The 18271-nt window shown below is 36.8% G+C and carries 13 protein-coding genes; all 13 read left to right on the top strand.

The window, feature by feature from the left end:
* The first annotated feature begins 356 nt into the window (after positions 1–356).
* On the top strand, positions 357–1628 hold the full coding sequence (gene clpX / locus QNH24_RS18615; RefSeq protein ID WP_283869005.1) for an ATP-dependent protease ATP-binding subunit ClpX: 1272 nt from the start codon (positions 357–359) through the stop codon (positions 1626–1628).
* Positions 1629–1861: 233 nt separating this feature from the next.
* Positions 1862–4186, top strand: coding sequence for an endopeptidase La (gene lon, locus QNH24_RS18610; RefSeq protein ID WP_283869004.1), 2325 nt, complete (start codon positions 1862–1864; stop codon positions 4184–4186).
* Between the two features lie 4 nt (positions 4187–4190).
* The gene (gene yihA, locus QNH24_RS18605) at positions 4191–4772 is read left to right on the top strand and encodes a ribosome biogenesis GTP-binding protein YihA/YsxC (RefSeq protein WP_283869003.1); all 582 of its coding nucleotides are present in this window, start codon (positions 4191–4193) and stop codon (positions 4770–4772) included.
* Positions 4773–5078: 306 nt separating this feature from the next.
* Entirely contained in the window at positions 5079–5252 is a 174-nt protein-coding gene (locus QNH24_RS18600; protein ID WP_283869002.1) for a YjfB family protein, read from the top strand.
* A gap of 165 nt (positions 5253–5417) precedes the next feature.
* Positions 5418–7094 carry a hypothetical protein gene (locus tag QNH24_RS18595; RefSeq protein WP_283869001.1) on the top strand — a complete coding sequence of 559 codons (1677 nt, stop codon included), beginning with the start codon at positions 5418–5420 and terminating at the stop codon, positions 7092–7094.
* Positions 7095–7127: 33 nt separating this feature from the next.
* On the top strand, positions 7128–8750 hold the full coding sequence (locus tag QNH24_RS18590; protein ID WP_283872887.1) for an S-layer homology domain-containing protein: 1623 nt from the start codon (positions 7128–7130) through the stop codon (positions 8748–8750).
* A gap of 17 nt (positions 8751–8767) precedes the next feature.
* Complete coding sequence (locus QNH24_RS18585) at positions 8768–11692, top strand: VWA domain-containing protein (protein WP_283869000.1); 2925 nt, start codon at positions 8768–8770, stop codon at positions 11690–11692.
* A gap of 196 nt (positions 11693–11888) precedes the next feature.
* On the top strand, positions 11889–13253 hold the full coding sequence (gene hemA / locus QNH24_RS18580; protein ID WP_283868999.1) for a glutamyl-tRNA reductase: 1365 nt from the start codon (positions 11889–11891) through the stop codon (positions 13251–13253).
* A gap of 202 nt (positions 13254–13455) precedes the next feature.
* Positions 13456–14283 carry a cytochrome c biogenesis protein CcsA gene (gene ccsA / locus QNH24_RS18575; protein ID WP_283868998.1) on the top strand — a complete coding sequence of 276 codons (828 nt, stop codon included), beginning with the start codon at positions 13456–13458 and terminating at the stop codon, positions 14281–14283.
* An 18-nt stretch (positions 14284–14301) separates the two neighbouring features.
* On the top strand, positions 14302–15234 hold the full coding sequence (gene hemC, locus QNH24_RS18570; RefSeq protein ID WP_283868997.1) for a hydroxymethylbilane synthase: 933 nt from the start codon (positions 14302–14304) through the stop codon (positions 15232–15234).
* The gene (locus tag QNH24_RS18565) at positions 15224–15985 is read left to right on the top strand and encodes a uroporphyrinogen-III synthase (RefSeq protein WP_283868996.1); all 762 of its coding nucleotides are present in this window, start codon (positions 15224–15226) and stop codon (positions 15983–15985) included. The genes hemC and QNH24_RS18565 overlap by 11 nt, the downstream gene beginning before the upstream one ends.
* Entirely contained in the window at positions 15982–16962 is a 981-nt protein-coding gene (gene hemB / locus QNH24_RS18560; protein WP_283868995.1) for a porphobilinogen synthase, read from the top strand. Before QNH24_RS18565 ends, hemB begins: the two co-directional genes overlap by 4 nt.
* Positions 16963–18255, top strand: a complete 1293-nt coding sequence (gene hemL / locus QNH24_RS18555) for a glutamate-1-semialdehyde 2,1-aminomutase (protein WP_054771344.1) — start codon at positions 16963–16965, stop codon at positions 18253–18255. It begins immediately after the preceding gene.
* Positions 18256–18271: the final 16 nt, after the last annotated feature.

Genomic DNA, 18271 nt, shown 5'->3' with positions numbered 1-18271 from the left:
GATAAAGTTAAGCCTTAGGTGAATGGTATTGATTATTAAAGGCTAAGTAACTAATTAAATGTTTGTAGCTTTTTACTTTAAGGCTTTATATATCCATCATGAGTCAATAATAGTATGATTGCTAATCGCTAGGTTTTTTGGGAATTACAGTTAAAAATCTACGCTTTAACAATAATTCATTTGGCTAAATATTTGATGGCTATGCAAAAAAATAGTAGTATAACAAAATGAATTACGTCTTTAAGTATTTTAAAAATCTATAGCATAATTGCCAGGGCGTAAAATGATGCAGACAATTTATTTGATAAAGGTTCAATAATCTTGTAAGATTGTTGCTTGAATAGGGGTGAAACATATTGTTCAAATTTAATGATGAAAAAGGCAATTTAAAATGCTCATTTTGTGGAAAGCCACAGGAGCAAGTACGTAAATTAGTTGCAGGACCTGGTGTTTATATTTGTGATGAATGTATTGAGCTTTGTTCAGAAATCGTTGTAGAAGAACTAGGCGTTGAGGAAGAAATTGAATTCCAGGACATTCCAAAGCCTAAAGAAATCTTGGCGATTTTAGATGAGTATGTAATTGGACAAGAACGTGCTAAAAAAGCTTTAGCAGTTGCGGTTTACAATCACTACAAACGCATCAATACTAATAGTAAAATTGATGATGTTGAATTAGCAAAATCGAACATTGTGTTAATCGGCCCAACTGGTAGCGGGAAAACATTATTAGCTCAGACATTAGCGCGTATCTTAAACGTACCTTTTGCGATTGCTGATGCTACTTCTCTTACAGAAGCAGGGTATGTTGGTGAGGACGTTGAAAATATCTTACTAAAATTAATTCAATCAGCAGATTATGATATTGAACGTGCAGAAAAAGGAATCATCTATATTGATGAAATTGATAAAGTTGCACGTAAATCTGAAAACCCATCTATTACACGCGATGTATCTGGTGAAGGAGTACAACAGGCGCTTCTGAAAATTTTAGAAGGAACTGTTGCAAGTGTTCCGCCACAGGGTGGACGTAAGCATCCACATCAAGAGTTTTTGCAAATCGATACAACCAATATCCTATTCATTGTAGGTGGAGCGTTTGATGGAATTGAATCCATTATTAAACGTCGTCAGGGTGAGAAAGTAATCGGCTTTGGATCGGATCCAAACAAAGTAGACGTGGATGAAGGCTCCATTATGGCAAAGTTAATTCCAGAGGATTTATTAAAATTTGGGCTTATACCAGAATTCATCGGTCGATTACCAGTGCTTGCAAGTCTAGAGCAATTAAACGAGACTGCGCTTGTACAAATATTAACGGAGCCCAAAAATGCATTGGCTAAGCAATACCAAAAAATGCTTGAATTAGATGGTGTTGAGCTTGAGTTTGATGAAGGTGCCCTAACAGCTATTGCCAAAGAAGCAATTGAGCGTAAAACAGGTGCACGTGGTCTTCGTTCAATTATTGAGTCAACAATGCTTGATGTAATGTACGAACTACCTTCACGTGAAGATGTGAAAAAATGTATCATTACGGCAAAAACAATTACGGATAAAGAAAAACCGAAATTGCTTCTTGAAGATGGCACTGAACTCGATGAAGGTAGCGACACAAAAACTTCAGCATAACAATCAGACGTGACTGAGTCTAATGGTTATGAGATAAAGAGTATTTAGCTGACTTCGATTGTGCAATATTCGCACAGATCGACAGTCAGCTTTTTATTCATTCATACATAAAGCCAATAATAATTAGATGTAATTTTTGGCTCGTTTGATTAACTAGTGTGAATCAGCTATTTAGACACATACTAGTAGAGCGGGATGTAAATTAGAAAATTTTGACGGAGGTGAATACCCGCATGGTGACAATACAAAAAACAACAAATGTACCATTATTGCCTTTACGTGGCCTTTTAGTATACCCGTCGATGGTGTTACATATTGATGTGGGTAGAAATCGTTCTGTAGCAGCGCTAGAACAGGCAATGTTAGAGGACCAATTGATTTTGCTAGTAACACAAAAGGAAATGCATGATGAACAACCTGAAGAGCAAGATTTATATACAATTGGTACTATGGCATACGTCAAGCAAATGCTCAAATTACCAAATGGAACGTTGCGAATATTGGTAGAAGGTGTTGCACGAGCTACTTGGAGTAACTATAAGGCTTTGGAAAAGTATACGGTTGTTGATGTAGAAATACAGGAGGAAACGATTGATAAGGATGTGGAAACACAGGCTTTAATGCGTACGCTGTTAACATATTTCGAAAGATACGCTAAATCCTCCAATAAAATAACGACTGAAACCATTAATACAGTGGCTGACATTGAAGAACCAGGACGTTTGGCTGATATCATCGCATCACATCTGCCATTTAAAATTGCTGATAAACAAGAAGTATTAGAAATGCTTAGTGTCAAAAAGCGCTTAGACCATTTAATAATTCGTTTACACGATGAGCAAGAAGTGCTAGATCTTGAAAAGAAAATTAATACAAAAGTAAAGCAATCAATGGAACGTACACAAAAAGAATATTATTTACGCGAACAAATGAAAGCTATACAAACGGAGCTAGGAGACCGTGAAGGAAAAACGGGCGAGGTAGCTGAATTACGCAAGCGAATTGAAGAAACAGGTATGCCAGAAACAACAAAAGAGGCAGCGCTTAAAGAGCTAGATCGATATGAAAAATTACCTGGGGCTAGTGCGGAAAGTGGTGTTATCCGTAACTACATTGATTGGCTTATTTCTTTGCCATGGACAAATTCGACTGAAGATCGTATGAATATTGCTCATGCAGAGCGTATTTTAAATCGTGACCATGCTGGTTTAGAAAAGGTAAAAGAACGCGTATTAGAATATTTAGCTGTACGTCAATTGAAAAATTCTTTACGTGGACCAATTTTATGTTTAGCGGGTCCTCCAGGTGTTGGGAAAACATCACTAGCTCGATCAATAGCAGAAAGCTTGGATCGCAAATTTATACGTATTTCATTGGGTGGAGTCCGTGATGAATCTGAAATTCGTGGTCATCGTCGTACGTATGTTGGAGCAATGCCGGGGCGTATTATCCAAGGCATGAAAAAGGCAGGCACCATTAATCCAGTTTTCTTATTAGATGAAATTGATAAAATGTCTAATGACTTTAGAGGTGATCCAGCAGCAGCGATGCTAGAAGTTCTAGATCCTTCACAAAACAATTCTTTTAGTGATCATTATATCGAAGAGCCGTACGACTTATCGAATGTATTGTTTATTGCAACTGCTAACGATTTAAGTACAATTCCAGGCCCATTACTGGATCGTATGGAGATTATTTCTATAGCAGGCTATACAGAAATAGAAAAGGCTCAAATTTCGAAAAATCACTTAATCCCGAAGCAGCTTAAAGAGCATGGCTTGAAAAAAACACAAGTTGTTATAAAGGATGAAGCGGTACTAGATATTATTCGTTACTATACACGTGAAGCCGGAGTTCGTGGACTTGAGCGTCAAATTGCCACGCTTTGTCGTAAAATTGCTAAAATTATTGTCTCTGGTGAGAAAAAACGTGTAACAGTAAGCTCAAAATCATTAGAAGAGCTCTTGGGTAAACATCGCTTCCGTTATGGACAAGCAGAGAAAGAAAACCAAGTTGGTGTAGCTACTGGATTAGCCTATACAACGGTTGGTGGTGATACATTGCAAATAGAGGTATCATTAACACCTGGTAAAGGAAAGATACAACTTACCGGGAAGCTTGGTGAAGTAATGAAAGAATCGGCTCAAACAGCTTTGTCGTATGTTCGTACAAAGATGGCCGAGCTAAAAGTGGATTCAGAATTCTTTGAAACACATGATATTCATATCCATGTTCCTGAAGGAGCTGTACCAAAAGACGGCCCATCTGCTGGTATTACAATGGCGACAGCGATTGTTTCTGCTATTTTACATCGTCCGATACGTCGTGAGGTTGGTATGACAGGTGAAATTACATTACGTGGCCGTGTACTACCAATAGGTGGTTTAAAGGAAAAGACACTCAGTGCCCATCGTGCAGGTTTAACAACAATTATCTGTCCAAAGGATAATGAGCGAGATATTGAGGAAATTCCTGAAAGTGTACGCGAGCAACTTACATTTAAACTAGTGTCATCGGCTGATGAAGTATTAGCCTATGCACTGGACGGAGGTTTTTAGAAAAATGAAAGTCCATAACGTAGAAATGGTCATTAGTGCCGTAAGACCAGACCAATATCCAGAAGATGGACTGCCAGAATTTGCATTAGCCGGTCGTTCTAACGTGGGGAAATCCTCCTTCATTAATCGAATGATTGGCCGTAAAGCTTTAGCACGTATTTCATCTAAGCCAGGAAAAACACAAACGTTGAACTTTTATAAAATCGAAGAGCAATTGTTTTTTGTAGATGTTCCAGGCTATGGTTATGCAAAGGTTTCTAAGACAGAGCGTGAAGCATGGGGAAAAATGATAGAGCGCTACTTCACAGGACGCAAGGAATTAAAGGCGGTCGTACAGATTGTAGATTTACGTCATCCTCCCACAGCAGATGATTGCCTGATGTATGATTTTTTAAAGCATTATAATATCCCTTGTATTGTCATTGCGACTAAAGCAGATAAAATTCCAAAGGGTAAGTGGGATAAACATAAAAAAATTGTAAAAGAAACGCTCAATATGGAGAAGAATGATCCTCTTATTGTGTTTTCTTCAGAAAAAGGAATTGGCTTTGAAGAGACTTGGCGTACGATTGAAAATTTAATGTAATCAACTTCGCCTTGGCGTAATTGTAGCTGCCGCTACGCTTACGCGCAAAAAAAATCTGCCGCTATGCTTTCGATTCAAAAAAAATTTGTAGCTGTCGCTTCGCTTTTCCTACAGAAAATATTTGCTGAATGAAGATAAAACAACATCTATTGCGTCTATTTTTTAGGACAGTAGATGTTTTTTCATTTATAAGTAAAAGCAACAATATAGGACGGAGGTTTTGGAGGAGAAAGTTATGTAGAAAATTGGGAAAATCGCTTGATGAATGAAAGAATTGACCGATAAATTAAATAGGAGGTGGACAGAATGGATATCGCAGCTTTATCAATTGCCATGAATCAAGCGACTTTAATGCAAAATGTATCATTAGCTGTTACAAAACAGGCAATGGAAATGCAACAGCAGAATACAGAACAGTTAGTTGAAATGTTAGATGCTCCACATCCGACAGCCGGACATACAATTGACATCCAAGTATGATTAAAGGTAAGGTAGCTTGAGATTAGAAAGCTACCTCTATCTTTGTGTCTAATGGTTGCTCTAAAAAGAAAGTAGAATGCGTTAAAATGTAACTTTTTGAAGACGTAAAACTACCAATAATACGATATACTATTTATTAATAACAAATTTTAAAGGAGGCGGGATTTGTTGAAAAAGATTCCATACATACTACTGATTTTGTTAATCACGGTTTTCGGGATGTCCTCGAGTCAAACAGCCAATGCTGCTACTCAAATGGTGACAGGATCCTTTGTTGATGTAACATTTTCAGAATATGCAAATCCAAACGGAGTAATAGAAAGAAAACTAAGTAAAATCACTCTACAAAATGATAGCGGTCGTACAGTTACATACAATATAAATGATAATGCCCGCCTATATATTAATAATACAGTCACTACCATTGATGGCTTTAAAATGGGAATGAAGGTAGAGGCAGATATATCTCTTCGAAGTGTTGTTGAGCTTCGCGGTTCATCTAATTCCACAATGGAAACTGAATCTACATCTCCTTCAGCCGGACAAAATACGAAAAAGGCGACAGTTACTGGGGTTGTCACAAGTATTGATCCAAATGGACTATTCATCATGTTTAAGCCAGATATTGGGGAGGAAACAACCTACTATCTAAATAAAGATACAAGCTATCAAAAAAATTCCTCATCTGTGGATATTAGTGCACTCTATGTAGGTGATCGAATTAAGCTTAGTCTTAAAAATCTAAATACGTCTATTGTCACTAAAGTAGATATTAGTGAGACGGGTACATTAGTTGAAAATCTTTATAAAGGTGAAATTCAAGTTGTTAATGCTAATGCAAATAAATTAACGGTAAAAAATCAACATGCCTTTGTAAATTGGGACTTTGGCTCAGAAACGACAACTGCTTTATCTACGATGGATTTTTCATCAAAGGTACCTATTTATGTAGGGAATACCAAAATTGATAAAGGTCAGTTAAAAAACTATATTGGCAGTGAAGCATACTATGCTACGGTTAAACAATTTGGTAAAGAAGTGATCGAGAAAATTGTTGTCTTAAAAAATAACGAACGTACTTACTATGAGCCTATGCTTTCTGTGGATACAAAATATCAATTATTAAAACTTAAATCTGCTGGTTCATTGTACTTCCATGATGGCACAATTTTAATTCGTAATGGGCGTTTAATCGAACCTAATGGCTTACTAGCTTATGGTACAGCCTTTGTAATATCGGACGGTGCTGCACGTGATAATTACGCACAGGTTGTCCAAGTGACAAGTGATAGCTTTATGTCTCCGAACTTAGCAGGTCATGAATTATACTATGGTCGCTTATCTCAAGCAGATGGCTATCTAATTGAAATTAATGATGCAATGAAGATTGAATCCAATGTCTTTAAGAAAACAGATCATGCTGTTCTATCAGTAAGTAATTCTACTAAGGCAATAGTGGATGATGGGAAAAAAGTATATAGTGTTATCCCTGATATTGAGCTTCATTTATTTGAAGGCGATTATGGCTACTTCTATGTGAAAGATGGACATATTCAGGCTGTTCATATCCTTGATAATGCTAAGCCAGTTGCACCATTAATGCTGGCAGGTAAGCTGCAATCAGTTAAATCAACATATCCAGCTGTTATTAATGTAAAGAGTGTCAGTCAATGGCAAAAAGGTCGTTGGTATGAGGCAGGAGAAATGGTTGATATGAATATTGATCAAACTACCCTTATAAAAGCTGGTAAAGTTATTCAACCAGCTGATTTAAAGCCTTCTGATCGTTTATTAGTATTATCAGATCGTTTTGGGAAAGCTCATTTTATTTTAGTAGATTAATTTAATAGAAATTGCGAGTCTCTTGTGAGTAAGATGGATGAAAGATACGACTATATGCAAATGCGTATATCTATTCTTGGATTCTTGAAACTTGCAAGAGACATGCGAATTTTAAGCTTCATTCACTTATTTTTTATACTTGATTTTTGGCAGCTCTATACAGATGTGCATGAAATGAAAGAGAGGAACAAAAAACGAATGCGAAAACATTTATCTAAAATAATGTTAGTAGTTCTTGCAGTAGCTGTAATTGGCGCTACCATCCCGCAAAATGCATTAGCTGCTTCATTGGAAACTACAGGTGCTGTAAAAAATGAATATACATATGAAGAAGCTGTTTTCATTACAGGGACACCAATTATTTTTAAAGGGACAAGTAAAGATATTAAAATTACCGAAAAAGAATCAAAGGGAAAATTAACAGAAACATATAGCCTTAAGCTGACAGCGAGTAATGGTGCTACTTTAACAAGAAATATTGCCTATGAATCAGATGTTGTCGATTATGCTACGATTGGTCAAAAAACGTCCAATGGAGTTGTGAAAAAGTATACTGAAAAAATTGTAGTCGGTAAAACTACCTATACGTTAGTTGATTACCAATTTTCCCAAGGTACAGTGACAGATAATCGTGCTGCTTCAGATTATTATTCTGGTAATGTGATTTCTAGAAAAACTTATTCCTTCCAGTCGGGAACAGGGAAAAATGCTGTTCAAAATACAGTAACCATTGATACTGATAGCCGACATGCTGGCTATGAAAATTTCTGGGGAGCAACAGAAACACAAATTACAGAATCGGTTTATTCTTTTAGTGATGGCAAAACAAGCCATGTGAAAAATCGATTATCTACAAGTAAATCACGTGTACTAAACTATGAACAAAATCTAGGAAGCTTAGGAAGCTTTGATGGCGGGTATGCAGTTGTAAGTGAAAAAGATGTTATTTCTGAATATAATTATAACTTAGCCTCTGGACAAAAGGGGAAATTGGACTTAGATACTGAATATATGCCAACTATCGAACGATTAATTATTCCTAAATTTAGAGATTTAAACAATCATTACGCCAAGGAAGCTATTGATAAATTATACTCTTTAGGTATTTACACAGATACGAGTAACTTTTTCTCTCCGAACACACCAATGAAGCGTTTTGATTTTACAACGGCGATTGGTAAAGCGGTTGATTTACGAGTTATGCAAGAAAAAGAAAATAAATCGAAAAAAACAGCATCTACAAGTGTTTTTAAAGATGTAAAGCGTACTGTAAAGGATTATGCCTACATCGAAACAGCTGTCAAGAAAGGAATTATTAAAGGAGTTACCCCTGAGTATTTTAAACCAGATAGTCCGATTACACGTGGGCAAGCGGCAACGATTTTTGTGCGTGCCTTAGGACTTGAAAACAAAGCACCAGACCCAGGCTATGTAACTAAGTTTACAGATGATGCTCAAATTCCAAATTATACAAAAGACGGAATTTACATTGCCAATGAATTAGGCTTAATGACAGGTGATCCTGTAACAGGTAGATTTAACCCTAACCAACCTTTAACACGAGCACAAGCATCAGTAGTGCTAGAACGTTTCTTGAATTATTTAGAAAATGATTTAAAACAAAACTATCGTGATGATATATTGTTCTTTAATTAAAGAAAGGACTGAACTAAATGGCACATGCTAAAAAAGCATTGTTATCACTGCTTTGCTTCGTATTAGTATTTATGTCAGCAGCTCCTGCTGTTACTTGGGCAGCCACGACTATTCAGGATGTACCAACAAATAATAGTAAATATAAAGCTATATTATGGGCAGTTGATAATGACTTACTTTCATTGAATGGCGGTAATAACTTTTTACCAGATGAACAAATAACTGAACAAGAGCTTGTAGTTATGCTTGCGAAGCTTGATCGTAATTACGCATTAACGTATAACGAAAGTGTAGCGTATAACTTTTATAGTGATTTCTATTTACCTTTTAATGGTACGCATGCAACAGCAAATCGCTCCAAAGCAATAACACGTGGTCAATTTGCACGGGTATATGCAGCCTTTAAAGGTTTAGATTTAGACGAACCTCAAGCAGTACAATATTTATATACAAATGATATTTCAACAGGTAATACAGGCAAAAAAACATTTGCTGATTTTAATCCCTCGACAAAATTAACACGTGGGGATATTGCAGTATTTTTATATCGCGCTGCACAAAATGGTTCCTTAAGTGTTCAAGGATTAAAACGTGCTGCTGCTGGTCGTGATAATGATAAAGTTACTTTACCATCAGGCTTTATGGGCTCAGGTAGTGCAGAATTTGAAGAACCAAAGGATAATTCCAATGATTTTACTGGTCCAGAATATGTAAATAATGCTTTACAAAGCATTGATGTTGAAAAACCTGATTTAATTGCAAATGGAGTTGATTCAACGCTAATTACAGTATCGTTAAAAGCTTGTAATGGTGATCCAATTGCAGACGATAAATCTTATACGTTCCGTGTAACTTCATCATATGGTGCAACAATTGTGGATACAGCAGGCGATCCAGTTAGAAACATACAATCTGATGGCTCTACGGTAACAGCTATCGTAAAAGCACCTGCATTAACAAAGTCTGTCCGTGACACTATCTCATTCGAGCTAATTAACAATACAGATCCAGGTATGAAATGTCTAGTAGGTGAAAAATTAAATGCACAGGTACGTTATTCACCTCAGCCAGAGATGCGTATTGATTACCAAGTGTATGATCCAGCCAATACTGATGATGATAATGGAAATGTTACACCCCCATTTAAACCGTATGAAAAATTGCCTGAGTTCTTTACTGAAAATGTTATTGATGTTTACAATCCAGTTCCTTTAGACAAAGACGCAGATAAAAAGCTGTTTAGTATTGGACAGCAAACGAACGTAACAGATGCGCTTGGAAATGTGCAAAACATGTATTTAAGATATGGTGGCTCTGATCCAAAATATCCAGCATTAGGTTATGAGCATGCTATTTTACAGTTTGAAAACTATGATATTTCTGTTTATTTATTTGAAGAATTATTAAATCGACGATTGAAAGATTCCGTGACAACACCAGCTAAAACAGAAATTATGTATATGATTGCTGATGATGGCCGACCTATATATCGTGTGCAAGGAATTGACGATGCGATTGCTTCACAGGTTGAAAATATAAATCCGGTTGGTTCCATTATTCAACTTATGAATCATATGCCAGAGGAAAAGAAATTAACATTAGAGCATTATGATAGCGTCATGAAAATTTATGCTATTCTTACGAATTTAAGTAACTATGATCGAACAGTTCTATTAAAATATCAAGGCGGTAAATTACTTGGTCAAGTAGAGGCTTATAAAAAGCGTGTAGAAGCATTAAAAGAAAGCGCAGAGGCAGCATCTAGACCTTCTGGTAAAGATCGTTATACAAAAGTAATGGTTACATTAGTGAGAGCAGGCGGGGACCCTATTACTGACTATCAAGGAACTGTAAAAATTAAATTCGATGGTGTAGAAAAAACAGCTTCATTTGTGACAAATACCTCGGATTATTTAGACAAAACAGGTGGACCTGGAACAGCAGTAGCGTACTTTGACTCTATTATTTATGGGAAATCTAAAGTAGAGGCAACATTAGTCAATAAAATTGATCCACGCTATACCACTATATTAAAAGATTTGACGGATAAAACGATTACTAAGGAAATTTTCACGAATCCATATTTCAGTAAAAATGCTTGTTCATTAGCAACAGAGGTCGCATTTGTGGTGGATTACTCAGCATCCATGAAAACAGCTGACCAAACCAATTTCCGTGGTAAGAAAACGATGGAAGCTATAAATCAGATTAAGGCAAAAAATAATATAGTGGTTGAAACGAATACAAAAGCTACTGTACTAGCAGAAGGCAGTACAGAGAATGTATTGAAAAAAGACCTCTATAAAACATCGAAAGAAAAGGGTGCTACAGATATCTTTGCAGGTATTGAATTAGCCCTTACGAAATTCTCAAACGATGCGAAAACTTCAAAAGCAATGGTTGTCATATCTGATGGCAAGACAAGTAAATCAAAAATGACAAAAGTGCTGAATGATGCGAAAAAGCAAGGCGTCAAAGTTTATACAGTAAGTATGGGTAAAAAATCACAAGTTAATGATGCCATTTTAATGCAGCTGGCTTCAGAAACTGGTGGAACTTATTATCATGCAATCGATAATTTACAGTTACATCAAGTATTCCAAAAAATAATTGATGCGATATTATGTAAAACAACTTCTTCAAGCTGTGTAAACCCTGATAATCTATTTGAAGAAGCTTCTGTTACATTACGCAAAGGGAATATTACAATGAATGCTAGAATCGATGGTAATTGTTCAAATGTTGCGAAAGTTAATGTGCGCTTCACCTCTGTAAGTGGAGATGTACAATTTGAATTAAAGAAACGTAGTGATAATGTTTATATGCTGACAAAAACCGTTCAAACTATGCAAGACTTCAAGGTGAACAACGAAATAGAATTCGTAGCATATGATAAAGATGATAAAATCATCACTTTAAAGACTGTAACAATCACTAATTAATAGATAAAAGCTGCTCCTTATTGGGGCAGTTTTTTTATTTGAAACAGGACGTATAATTTGTTACACTTAGTTTATAATAATTCTAATGTAGATGACGAATAACAGTTCTTCATGACATGTTCACAAATTATAGATGAACTTCTGTCGAACTGTGCTATAATGAGATTTGTGAATTAGAACGTGTGAGGTGTTATTCATGCATACCATCGTAGTAGGCTTGAATTATAGAACAGCGCCTGTTGAAATTCGTGAAAAGTTATCATTCATAGAGAGTGAACTACCACAAGCAATGGAAGCGCTGCAAAAACAAAAAAGCATATTAGAAAATGTAATTGTTTCAACATGCAACCGAACAGAAATTTATGCTGTAGTGGATCAATTGCATACGGGACGTCATTTTGTAAAACAATTTTTAGCAAATTGGTTCAATTTACCTGCGGAGACATTTTCTTCTTACCTAACAATTCGAGAAGAGGACGAGGCAATTGAGCATTTATTCAAGGTGACAGCAGGAATTGATTCTATGGTTCTTGGTGAAACGCAAATTTTAGGTCAAGTAAAGAAAAGCTTCTTAAGTGGACAAGAGATTGGAACAACAGGAACGGTGTACAATCAGCTATTTAAACAAGCAGTGACATTTGCGAAGCGTGCACATAATGAAACGGCTATCGGTGAGAACGCGGTATCGGTTTCTTATGCAGCAGTTGAATTAGCGAAGAAAATATTTGGTTCATTACAGCGCAAACATGTGGCTATTTTAGGTGCTGGAAAAATGGGGGAACTTGCTATTGAAAATCTTTACGGTAGCGGTGTTGGAAAAGTAACCGTTATTAACCGTACATTTGAAAAAGCAGAAAGCCTAGCAGCTAAATTCCATGGTGAAGCAAAATCGATGAAAGAGCTACAATGTTCTTTACTGGAAGCGGATATTTTAATTACGTCTACAGGTGCAACCGATTATGTGATTGACTATGAACTAATGCAATTTGTAGAACGTTTACGCAAAGGTAAACCATTATTTATGGTTGATATAGCAGTTCCACGCGATATTGATCCGCGTGTTGGAGATTTACCAAATGTTTTCTTATATGATATTGATGATTTACAGGGGATTGTTGAAGCAAACTTAGCTGAGCGTGAACGTGCAGCAGCTGACATTACGTCAATGATTGGCAAAGAAGTTCTTCAATTTAAAGACTGGGTTGCAACTCTCGGTGTTGTGCCAGTAATTTCAGCGTTACGTAAAAAAGCTAATCATATTCAAGAGGAGACAATGATTAGCATTGAAAATAAAATGCCAGATTTAACGGATCGTGAACGTAAAATTTTAAGCAAACATACTAAATCTATTATTAATCAGTTGTTAAAAGAGCCCATTTTACAAGCAAAAGAAATGGCGAATTCACCAAAAGCAAATGAACAGTTACGTTTATTCCAACAAATTTTTGGTATTGAGGATGCTGTAGAAGCTGAGGTAGAAGCAATGACAAAGCAAGAGCTTGATCGTAAAGAGCGTGTGCAATCATCACAAACTTCTACTGAACCAAAGTACTCTTTCTAAGATGTCTATACGTTCGTATTGAAGAGTGAACCTAATCTAGGATTGAGCAAATCCACGATTCTCTCACGAACTAGACTTTCTACTGATATTACATGAGGCGTTTTCGTATCTGTGTGGTAAACTAAGGATACGAAAACGTTTTTCTTTTCTGGCTAAAGTTGAATACGTCTTTAGCAATTTTGATACAAAGAAGGGATGTCTATTGGCTGATTTGACAATGACAAGGCTTTATGAAGTAATGATCGTCTTGTATGCGATCAGTCTAGTATTTTACTTTACTGATTACTTTTATAAACAAGTACGAGCAAGGCGAATTGCTTTCTGGCTTGTTTCATTTGTATGGGTAATACAAAGTGCCATAATTTTATTAACCTTTGTGGAAACCAAGCGTTTTCCGATTTTATCCTTATCTGAAGGAATTCTTTTTTATTCCTGGCTGCTCGTTACATTATCTATTTTTCTGCACTGTATTGCGCGGGTAGATCTACCGGTATTTATTATTAATATATTAGGATTTTTGTTCGCTAGTATTTTTACGTTTATGCCGAAAAGACCAACTGGAGCAGTTAGTGAAACTTTAATTTCGGAAATGCTTTTTATTCATATATCATTTGCGATTTTATCGTATGCAGCATTTACGCTAACATTTGTTTTTGCGATATTGTATTTGATTTTATATCGGTTACTTAAAAAGAAAAAATGGTCCTATTTATGGACTAGGCTACCATCTTTGCAACAAACAAGTAGCTGGATGAATATATCATTTTTTATTGGAATTCCTATGTTGTTTATAAGTTTAGTTTTAGGGTTTGAATGGGCACTATTAACGTTAGAGAGTCTTTCGATTTTTGATGCAAAAATCATTGGTTCCTTCATTATCTTAATTTTGTATTGCTTGATATTATATGTGAATCGCAAAAGCAAGCTAACAGGAACAACTTATGCATGGGTACATATTTACGCATATCTATTAGTTGTTGTGAACTTCTTCTTAGGAAGTAGTTTATCGCGATTCCATTTATGGTATTAGAAGAAAGGTTGGAGACTGTTGAGAAAAATTATTGTTGGTTCTAGGAGAAGTAAGCTGGCATTAACGCAAACAAATTGGTTTATAAATGAGTTAAAGGCAGCTGGCGTACCATTTGAATTTGAAGTAAAGGAAATTGTTACAAAAGGCGACCAAATTTTAGACGTACAGCTTTCAAAAGTTGGTGGGAAAGGGCTTTTTGTTAAAGAAATTGAACAAGCATTGTTCGATAAAGAAATTGATTTTGCTGTTCATTCGATGAAGGATATGCCCGCAGTACTACCTGAGGGATTAGTAATAGGCTGTATTCCTCCACGTGAAGATGCACGTGATGCATTTATTTCAAAAGGACATGTGAAATTCGCCGATCTTCCTGCTGGTGCTGTAGTAGGAACAAGCTCACTTCGACGTAGTGCTCAGTTGCTAACAGTCCGCCCTGATATAGAAATTAAATGGATTCGAGGAAATGTAGATACACGTTTGGCAAAGCTTGAAACAGATGAATATGATGCTATTATTTTAGCAGCTGCTGGTCTAAAACGTCTTGGCTGGAGCGATGAAGTGGTGACTGAGTTTTTACCTGTCGAGGATTGTCTTCCAGCAGTAGCGCAAGGTTCTCTAGGGATTGAATGCCGTGGCGATGATACTGAACTATTAGCTGAATTAGGCAAATTAACAGATAGCATTACATGGCAAGAAGCACATGCAGAACGTGCTTTCTTAGCAGCTATGGATGGTGGCTGTCAAGTACCTATCGCAGGATATGCTAAATCGAATGGGGAAGAAATTACAATAACTGGTCTTGTTGCTGCACCAGATGCCTCTGTTGTTTATAAGGAGACAGTAGTAGGCACTGATGCGGAAGCAATTGGGAAAGAGCTTGCTGAGATTTTAACGAAGCAAGGTGCCTTTGAATTAATTCAACGCGTAAAGGCAGAGCAAGATGCAAAGTAATTTACCTTTAGAAGGTAAAACAATTATTTTGACAGGGACATCTAAAACGACAACAATTGTAGATGACATTATAGCTTTAGGTGGCCGTGCCGTTATTGCCCCATTGATTGAAACTTGCGAGCTAATTGATAGAAATGATGATGTACAAATAGAGTTAGCACGTCAATTTGAATGGCTTATTTTTACAAGTCAAAATGCTGTAGATGCTTTTGCTAGTAAGATGCAACGATTTAATTTAAGTGCAAGGCATTTTCAAGGAAAGATTGCTTCCATTGGCACTAAAACGACTTCAGCAATAGAAAAGCTTGGATTCCATGTTAGTTTTATGCCTTCTATCTTTAGTGCAGATGTTTTTGTTAAAGAATTTCCTGAAATAGCAGGTAGTAATCCTAGTTGTCTATTTATTCGTGGAGAAAAGGCGAAAAATACATTGAAGAAAGGTCTACCCTTTAAAATTAAGGAATGGACAGTATATGAAACGATTGAGCGTCATGATCAAAAACAAATCATTATTGAATGCATACGTGCAAGTAATGATGTTACGGTGATTTTAGCTAGTCCTTCTGCTGTTGATGTCTACGCAATGGATGTAGCTTCGGTTATTGGGTGGGAGGCGGCACATGTTGCAGCAATTGGTCATATTACAGAAGCGGCTATCTTAAATCACGGGGCTACTGTAGATGTTAAGCCCAGCGTATATACTATGCATGCGGTCATCGAGGAAATAATGAAAGTAGGGAATAGAAAATGACAAAATTACAATTTCAAAGACATCGTCGTTTGCGTGCAAATGCAACGATACGATCAATGGTAAAAGAAACTTACTTACACAAAGAGGACTTAATCTATCCTATTTTCGTTATTGAAGGCGAAAATATTAAAAATGAAGTACCTTCTATGCCAGGTGTTTTTCAATTTTCATTAGATAAACTTGAAGTGGAAATTGATGAAGTCGTAGCATTAGGAATACCAGCAGTTATTTTATTTGGCTTACCGGCTGAAAAAGATGCGATTGGTACTGGAGCTTTCCATGACCATGGCATCGTGCAAGAGGCAACACGTCTTATTAAAGAACGCCACCCAGAGCTATTAATCATAGCAGATACTTGTTTATGTGAATTTACAGATCACGGGCATTGTGGCTTAATTGAAGGTGATCAAATTTTAAATGATCCGTCTTTAGATGTTTTAGCGCGTACAGCTGTGTCTCAAGCAAAAGCGGGAGCAGATATCATTGCTCCATCAAATATGATGGATGGCTTTGTTGCTGCAATACGTGCAGGCTTAGACAAAGCAGGCTTTGAACATATTCCAATCATGTCATATGCAGTTAAATATGCATCAAGCTACTACGGGCCATTCCGTGATGCAGCTGACGGTGCTCCTCAATTTGGTGATCGTAAATCATACCAAATGGACCCATCGAATCGTTTAGAAGCATTCCGTGAAGCAGAGTCGGATGTTGCAGAAGGTGCAGATTTTTTAATTGTTAAGCCAGCATTAAGCTATTTGGACATTATTCGAGATATGAAAAATAATTATACTTTACCAATCGTTGCGTACAATGTTTCTGGAGAATATGCAATGATCAAAGCAGCAGCAATTAATGGTTGGATTGAAGAAAAAAATGTAGTGCTTGAAACATTATTAGGTATGAAACGTGCTGGCTCTGATTTAATCATTACGTATCATGCTAAAGATGTTGCACGTTGGTTGGAGGAGAAATAAATGACACGTTCTTACGAAAAATCAAAACAAGCATATGCGGAAGCCATTCATTTAATGCCAGGTGGTGTTAGTAGCCCGGTACGCGCATTTAAATCTGTCAATATGGATCCTATTTTCATGGAATCTGGACATGGTGCTATCATTAAAGATATTGATGGCAATGAATATATTGATTATGTATTATCATGGGGGCCGCTTATTTTAGGTCATACACATCCCGAAGTAGTTCAAGCAATTGCAGATGCTGCAGCGAAGGGCTCTTCATTTGGAGCGCCTAGCTATACAGAAAATCGTTTAGCTAAATTAGTGTTAGAACGTTTACCAGGCATGGAAATGATTCGCTTTGTATCTTCAGGTACGGAGGCAACAATGTCTGCATTGCGTGTAGCTCGTGGCGTAACGGGCCGAGATAAAATTTTAAAATTTGAGGGCTCTTATCACGGTCATGGAGACTCATTACTAATTAAAGCTGGCTCTGGTGTAGCTACATTAGGCTTACCTGATAGTCCTGGTGTTCCTGCAGATGTCGCACGTAATACATTAACAGTTGCATACAATGATTTAGAGGGAGCAAAATTAATTTTTGAAAAGTATGGAGCTGAGCTTGCAGGCGTAATTGTAGAGCCAGTAGCTGGAAATATGGGTGTCGTGCCTCCACAGCCAGGCTTTTTAGAAGGTTTACGTGCATTAACGAAGGAATATGGAGCATTGTTAATCTTTGACGAGGTTATGACTGGCTTCCGTGTCGATTATAGCTGTGCACAGGCCTATTTCGATGTGACACCAGATATCACAACATTAGGCAAAGTAATTGGCGGTGGACTGCCTGTAGGTGCCTATGCAGGGAAGAAAGAAATTATGGAGCAAATCGCACCAGCAGGCCCAATCTATCAAGCTGGTACACTCTCAGGGAATCCATTAGCCATGACTGCAGGCTATGAAACATTATCTCGTCTTGATAAAGGCTCATATGAATACTTCAAAAAGCTAGGAGATCAATTAGAGGCTGGTTTCCGTGAAGCAGCAACAAAATACAATATTCCGCATACTGTCAATCGTGCTGGTTCCATGATAGGATTCTTCTTTACAAATGAGAACGTGATTGATTTTGCTACTGCGAAAACATCTGATTTACAATTATTTGCGGAGTACTTCCGTCTTATGGCAGAGGAAGGAATATTCTTACCACCATCTCAATTTGAAGGATTATTTATTTCCACTGCACATACAGAGGAGCATATCGCTAAAACGGTGGATGCCTTCCATAAAGTATTTGCTCAATTAGCTAGATAAAGTTTAATGGCATGCT

This window comes from Lysinibacillus pakistanensis (assembly GCF_030123245.1).
Lineage (GTDB): Bacteria > Bacillota > Bacilli > Bacillales_A > Planococcaceae > Lysinibacillus > Lysinibacillus pakistanensis.
This window is presented reverse-complemented; position numbering and strand designations above follow the sequence as displayed.

Excerpts from the sequence above, each read along its gene's own strand:
- lon (WP_283869004.1), top strand. The coding sequence starts at position 1,862 with ATGGTGACAATACAAAAAACAACAAATGTACCATTATTGCCTTTACGT.
- QNH24_RS18565 (WP_283868996.1), top strand. The coding sequence starts at position 15,224 with ATGCAAAGTAATTTACCTTTAGAAGGTAAAACAATTATTTTGACAGGG.
- QNH24_RS18600 (WP_283869002.1), top strand. The coding sequence starts at position 5,079 with ATGGATATCGCAGCTTTATCAATTGCCATGAATCAAGCGACTTTAATG.
- hemA (WP_283868999.1), top strand. The coding sequence starts at position 11,889 with ATGCATACCATCGTAGTAGGCTTGAATTATAGAACAGCGCCTGTTGAA.
- QNH24_RS18585 (WP_283869000.1), top strand. The coding sequence starts at position 8,768 with ATGGCACATGCTAAAAAAGCATTGTTATCACTGCTTTGCTTCGTATTA.
- QNH24_RS18590 (WP_283872887.1), top strand. The coding sequence starts at position 7,128 with ATGGATGAAAGATACGACTATATGCAAATGCGTATATCTATTCTTGGA.
- hemL (WP_054771344.1), top strand. The coding sequence starts at position 16,963 with ATGACACGTTCTTACGAAAAATCAAAACAAGCATATGCGGAAGCCATT.
- hemB (WP_283868995.1), top strand. The coding sequence starts at position 15,982 with ATGACAAAATTACAATTTCAAAGACATCGTCGTTTGCGTGCAAATGCA.
- yihA (WP_283869003.1), top strand. The coding sequence starts at position 4,191 with ATGAAAGTCCATAACGTAGAAATGGTCATTAGTGCCGTAAGACCAGAC.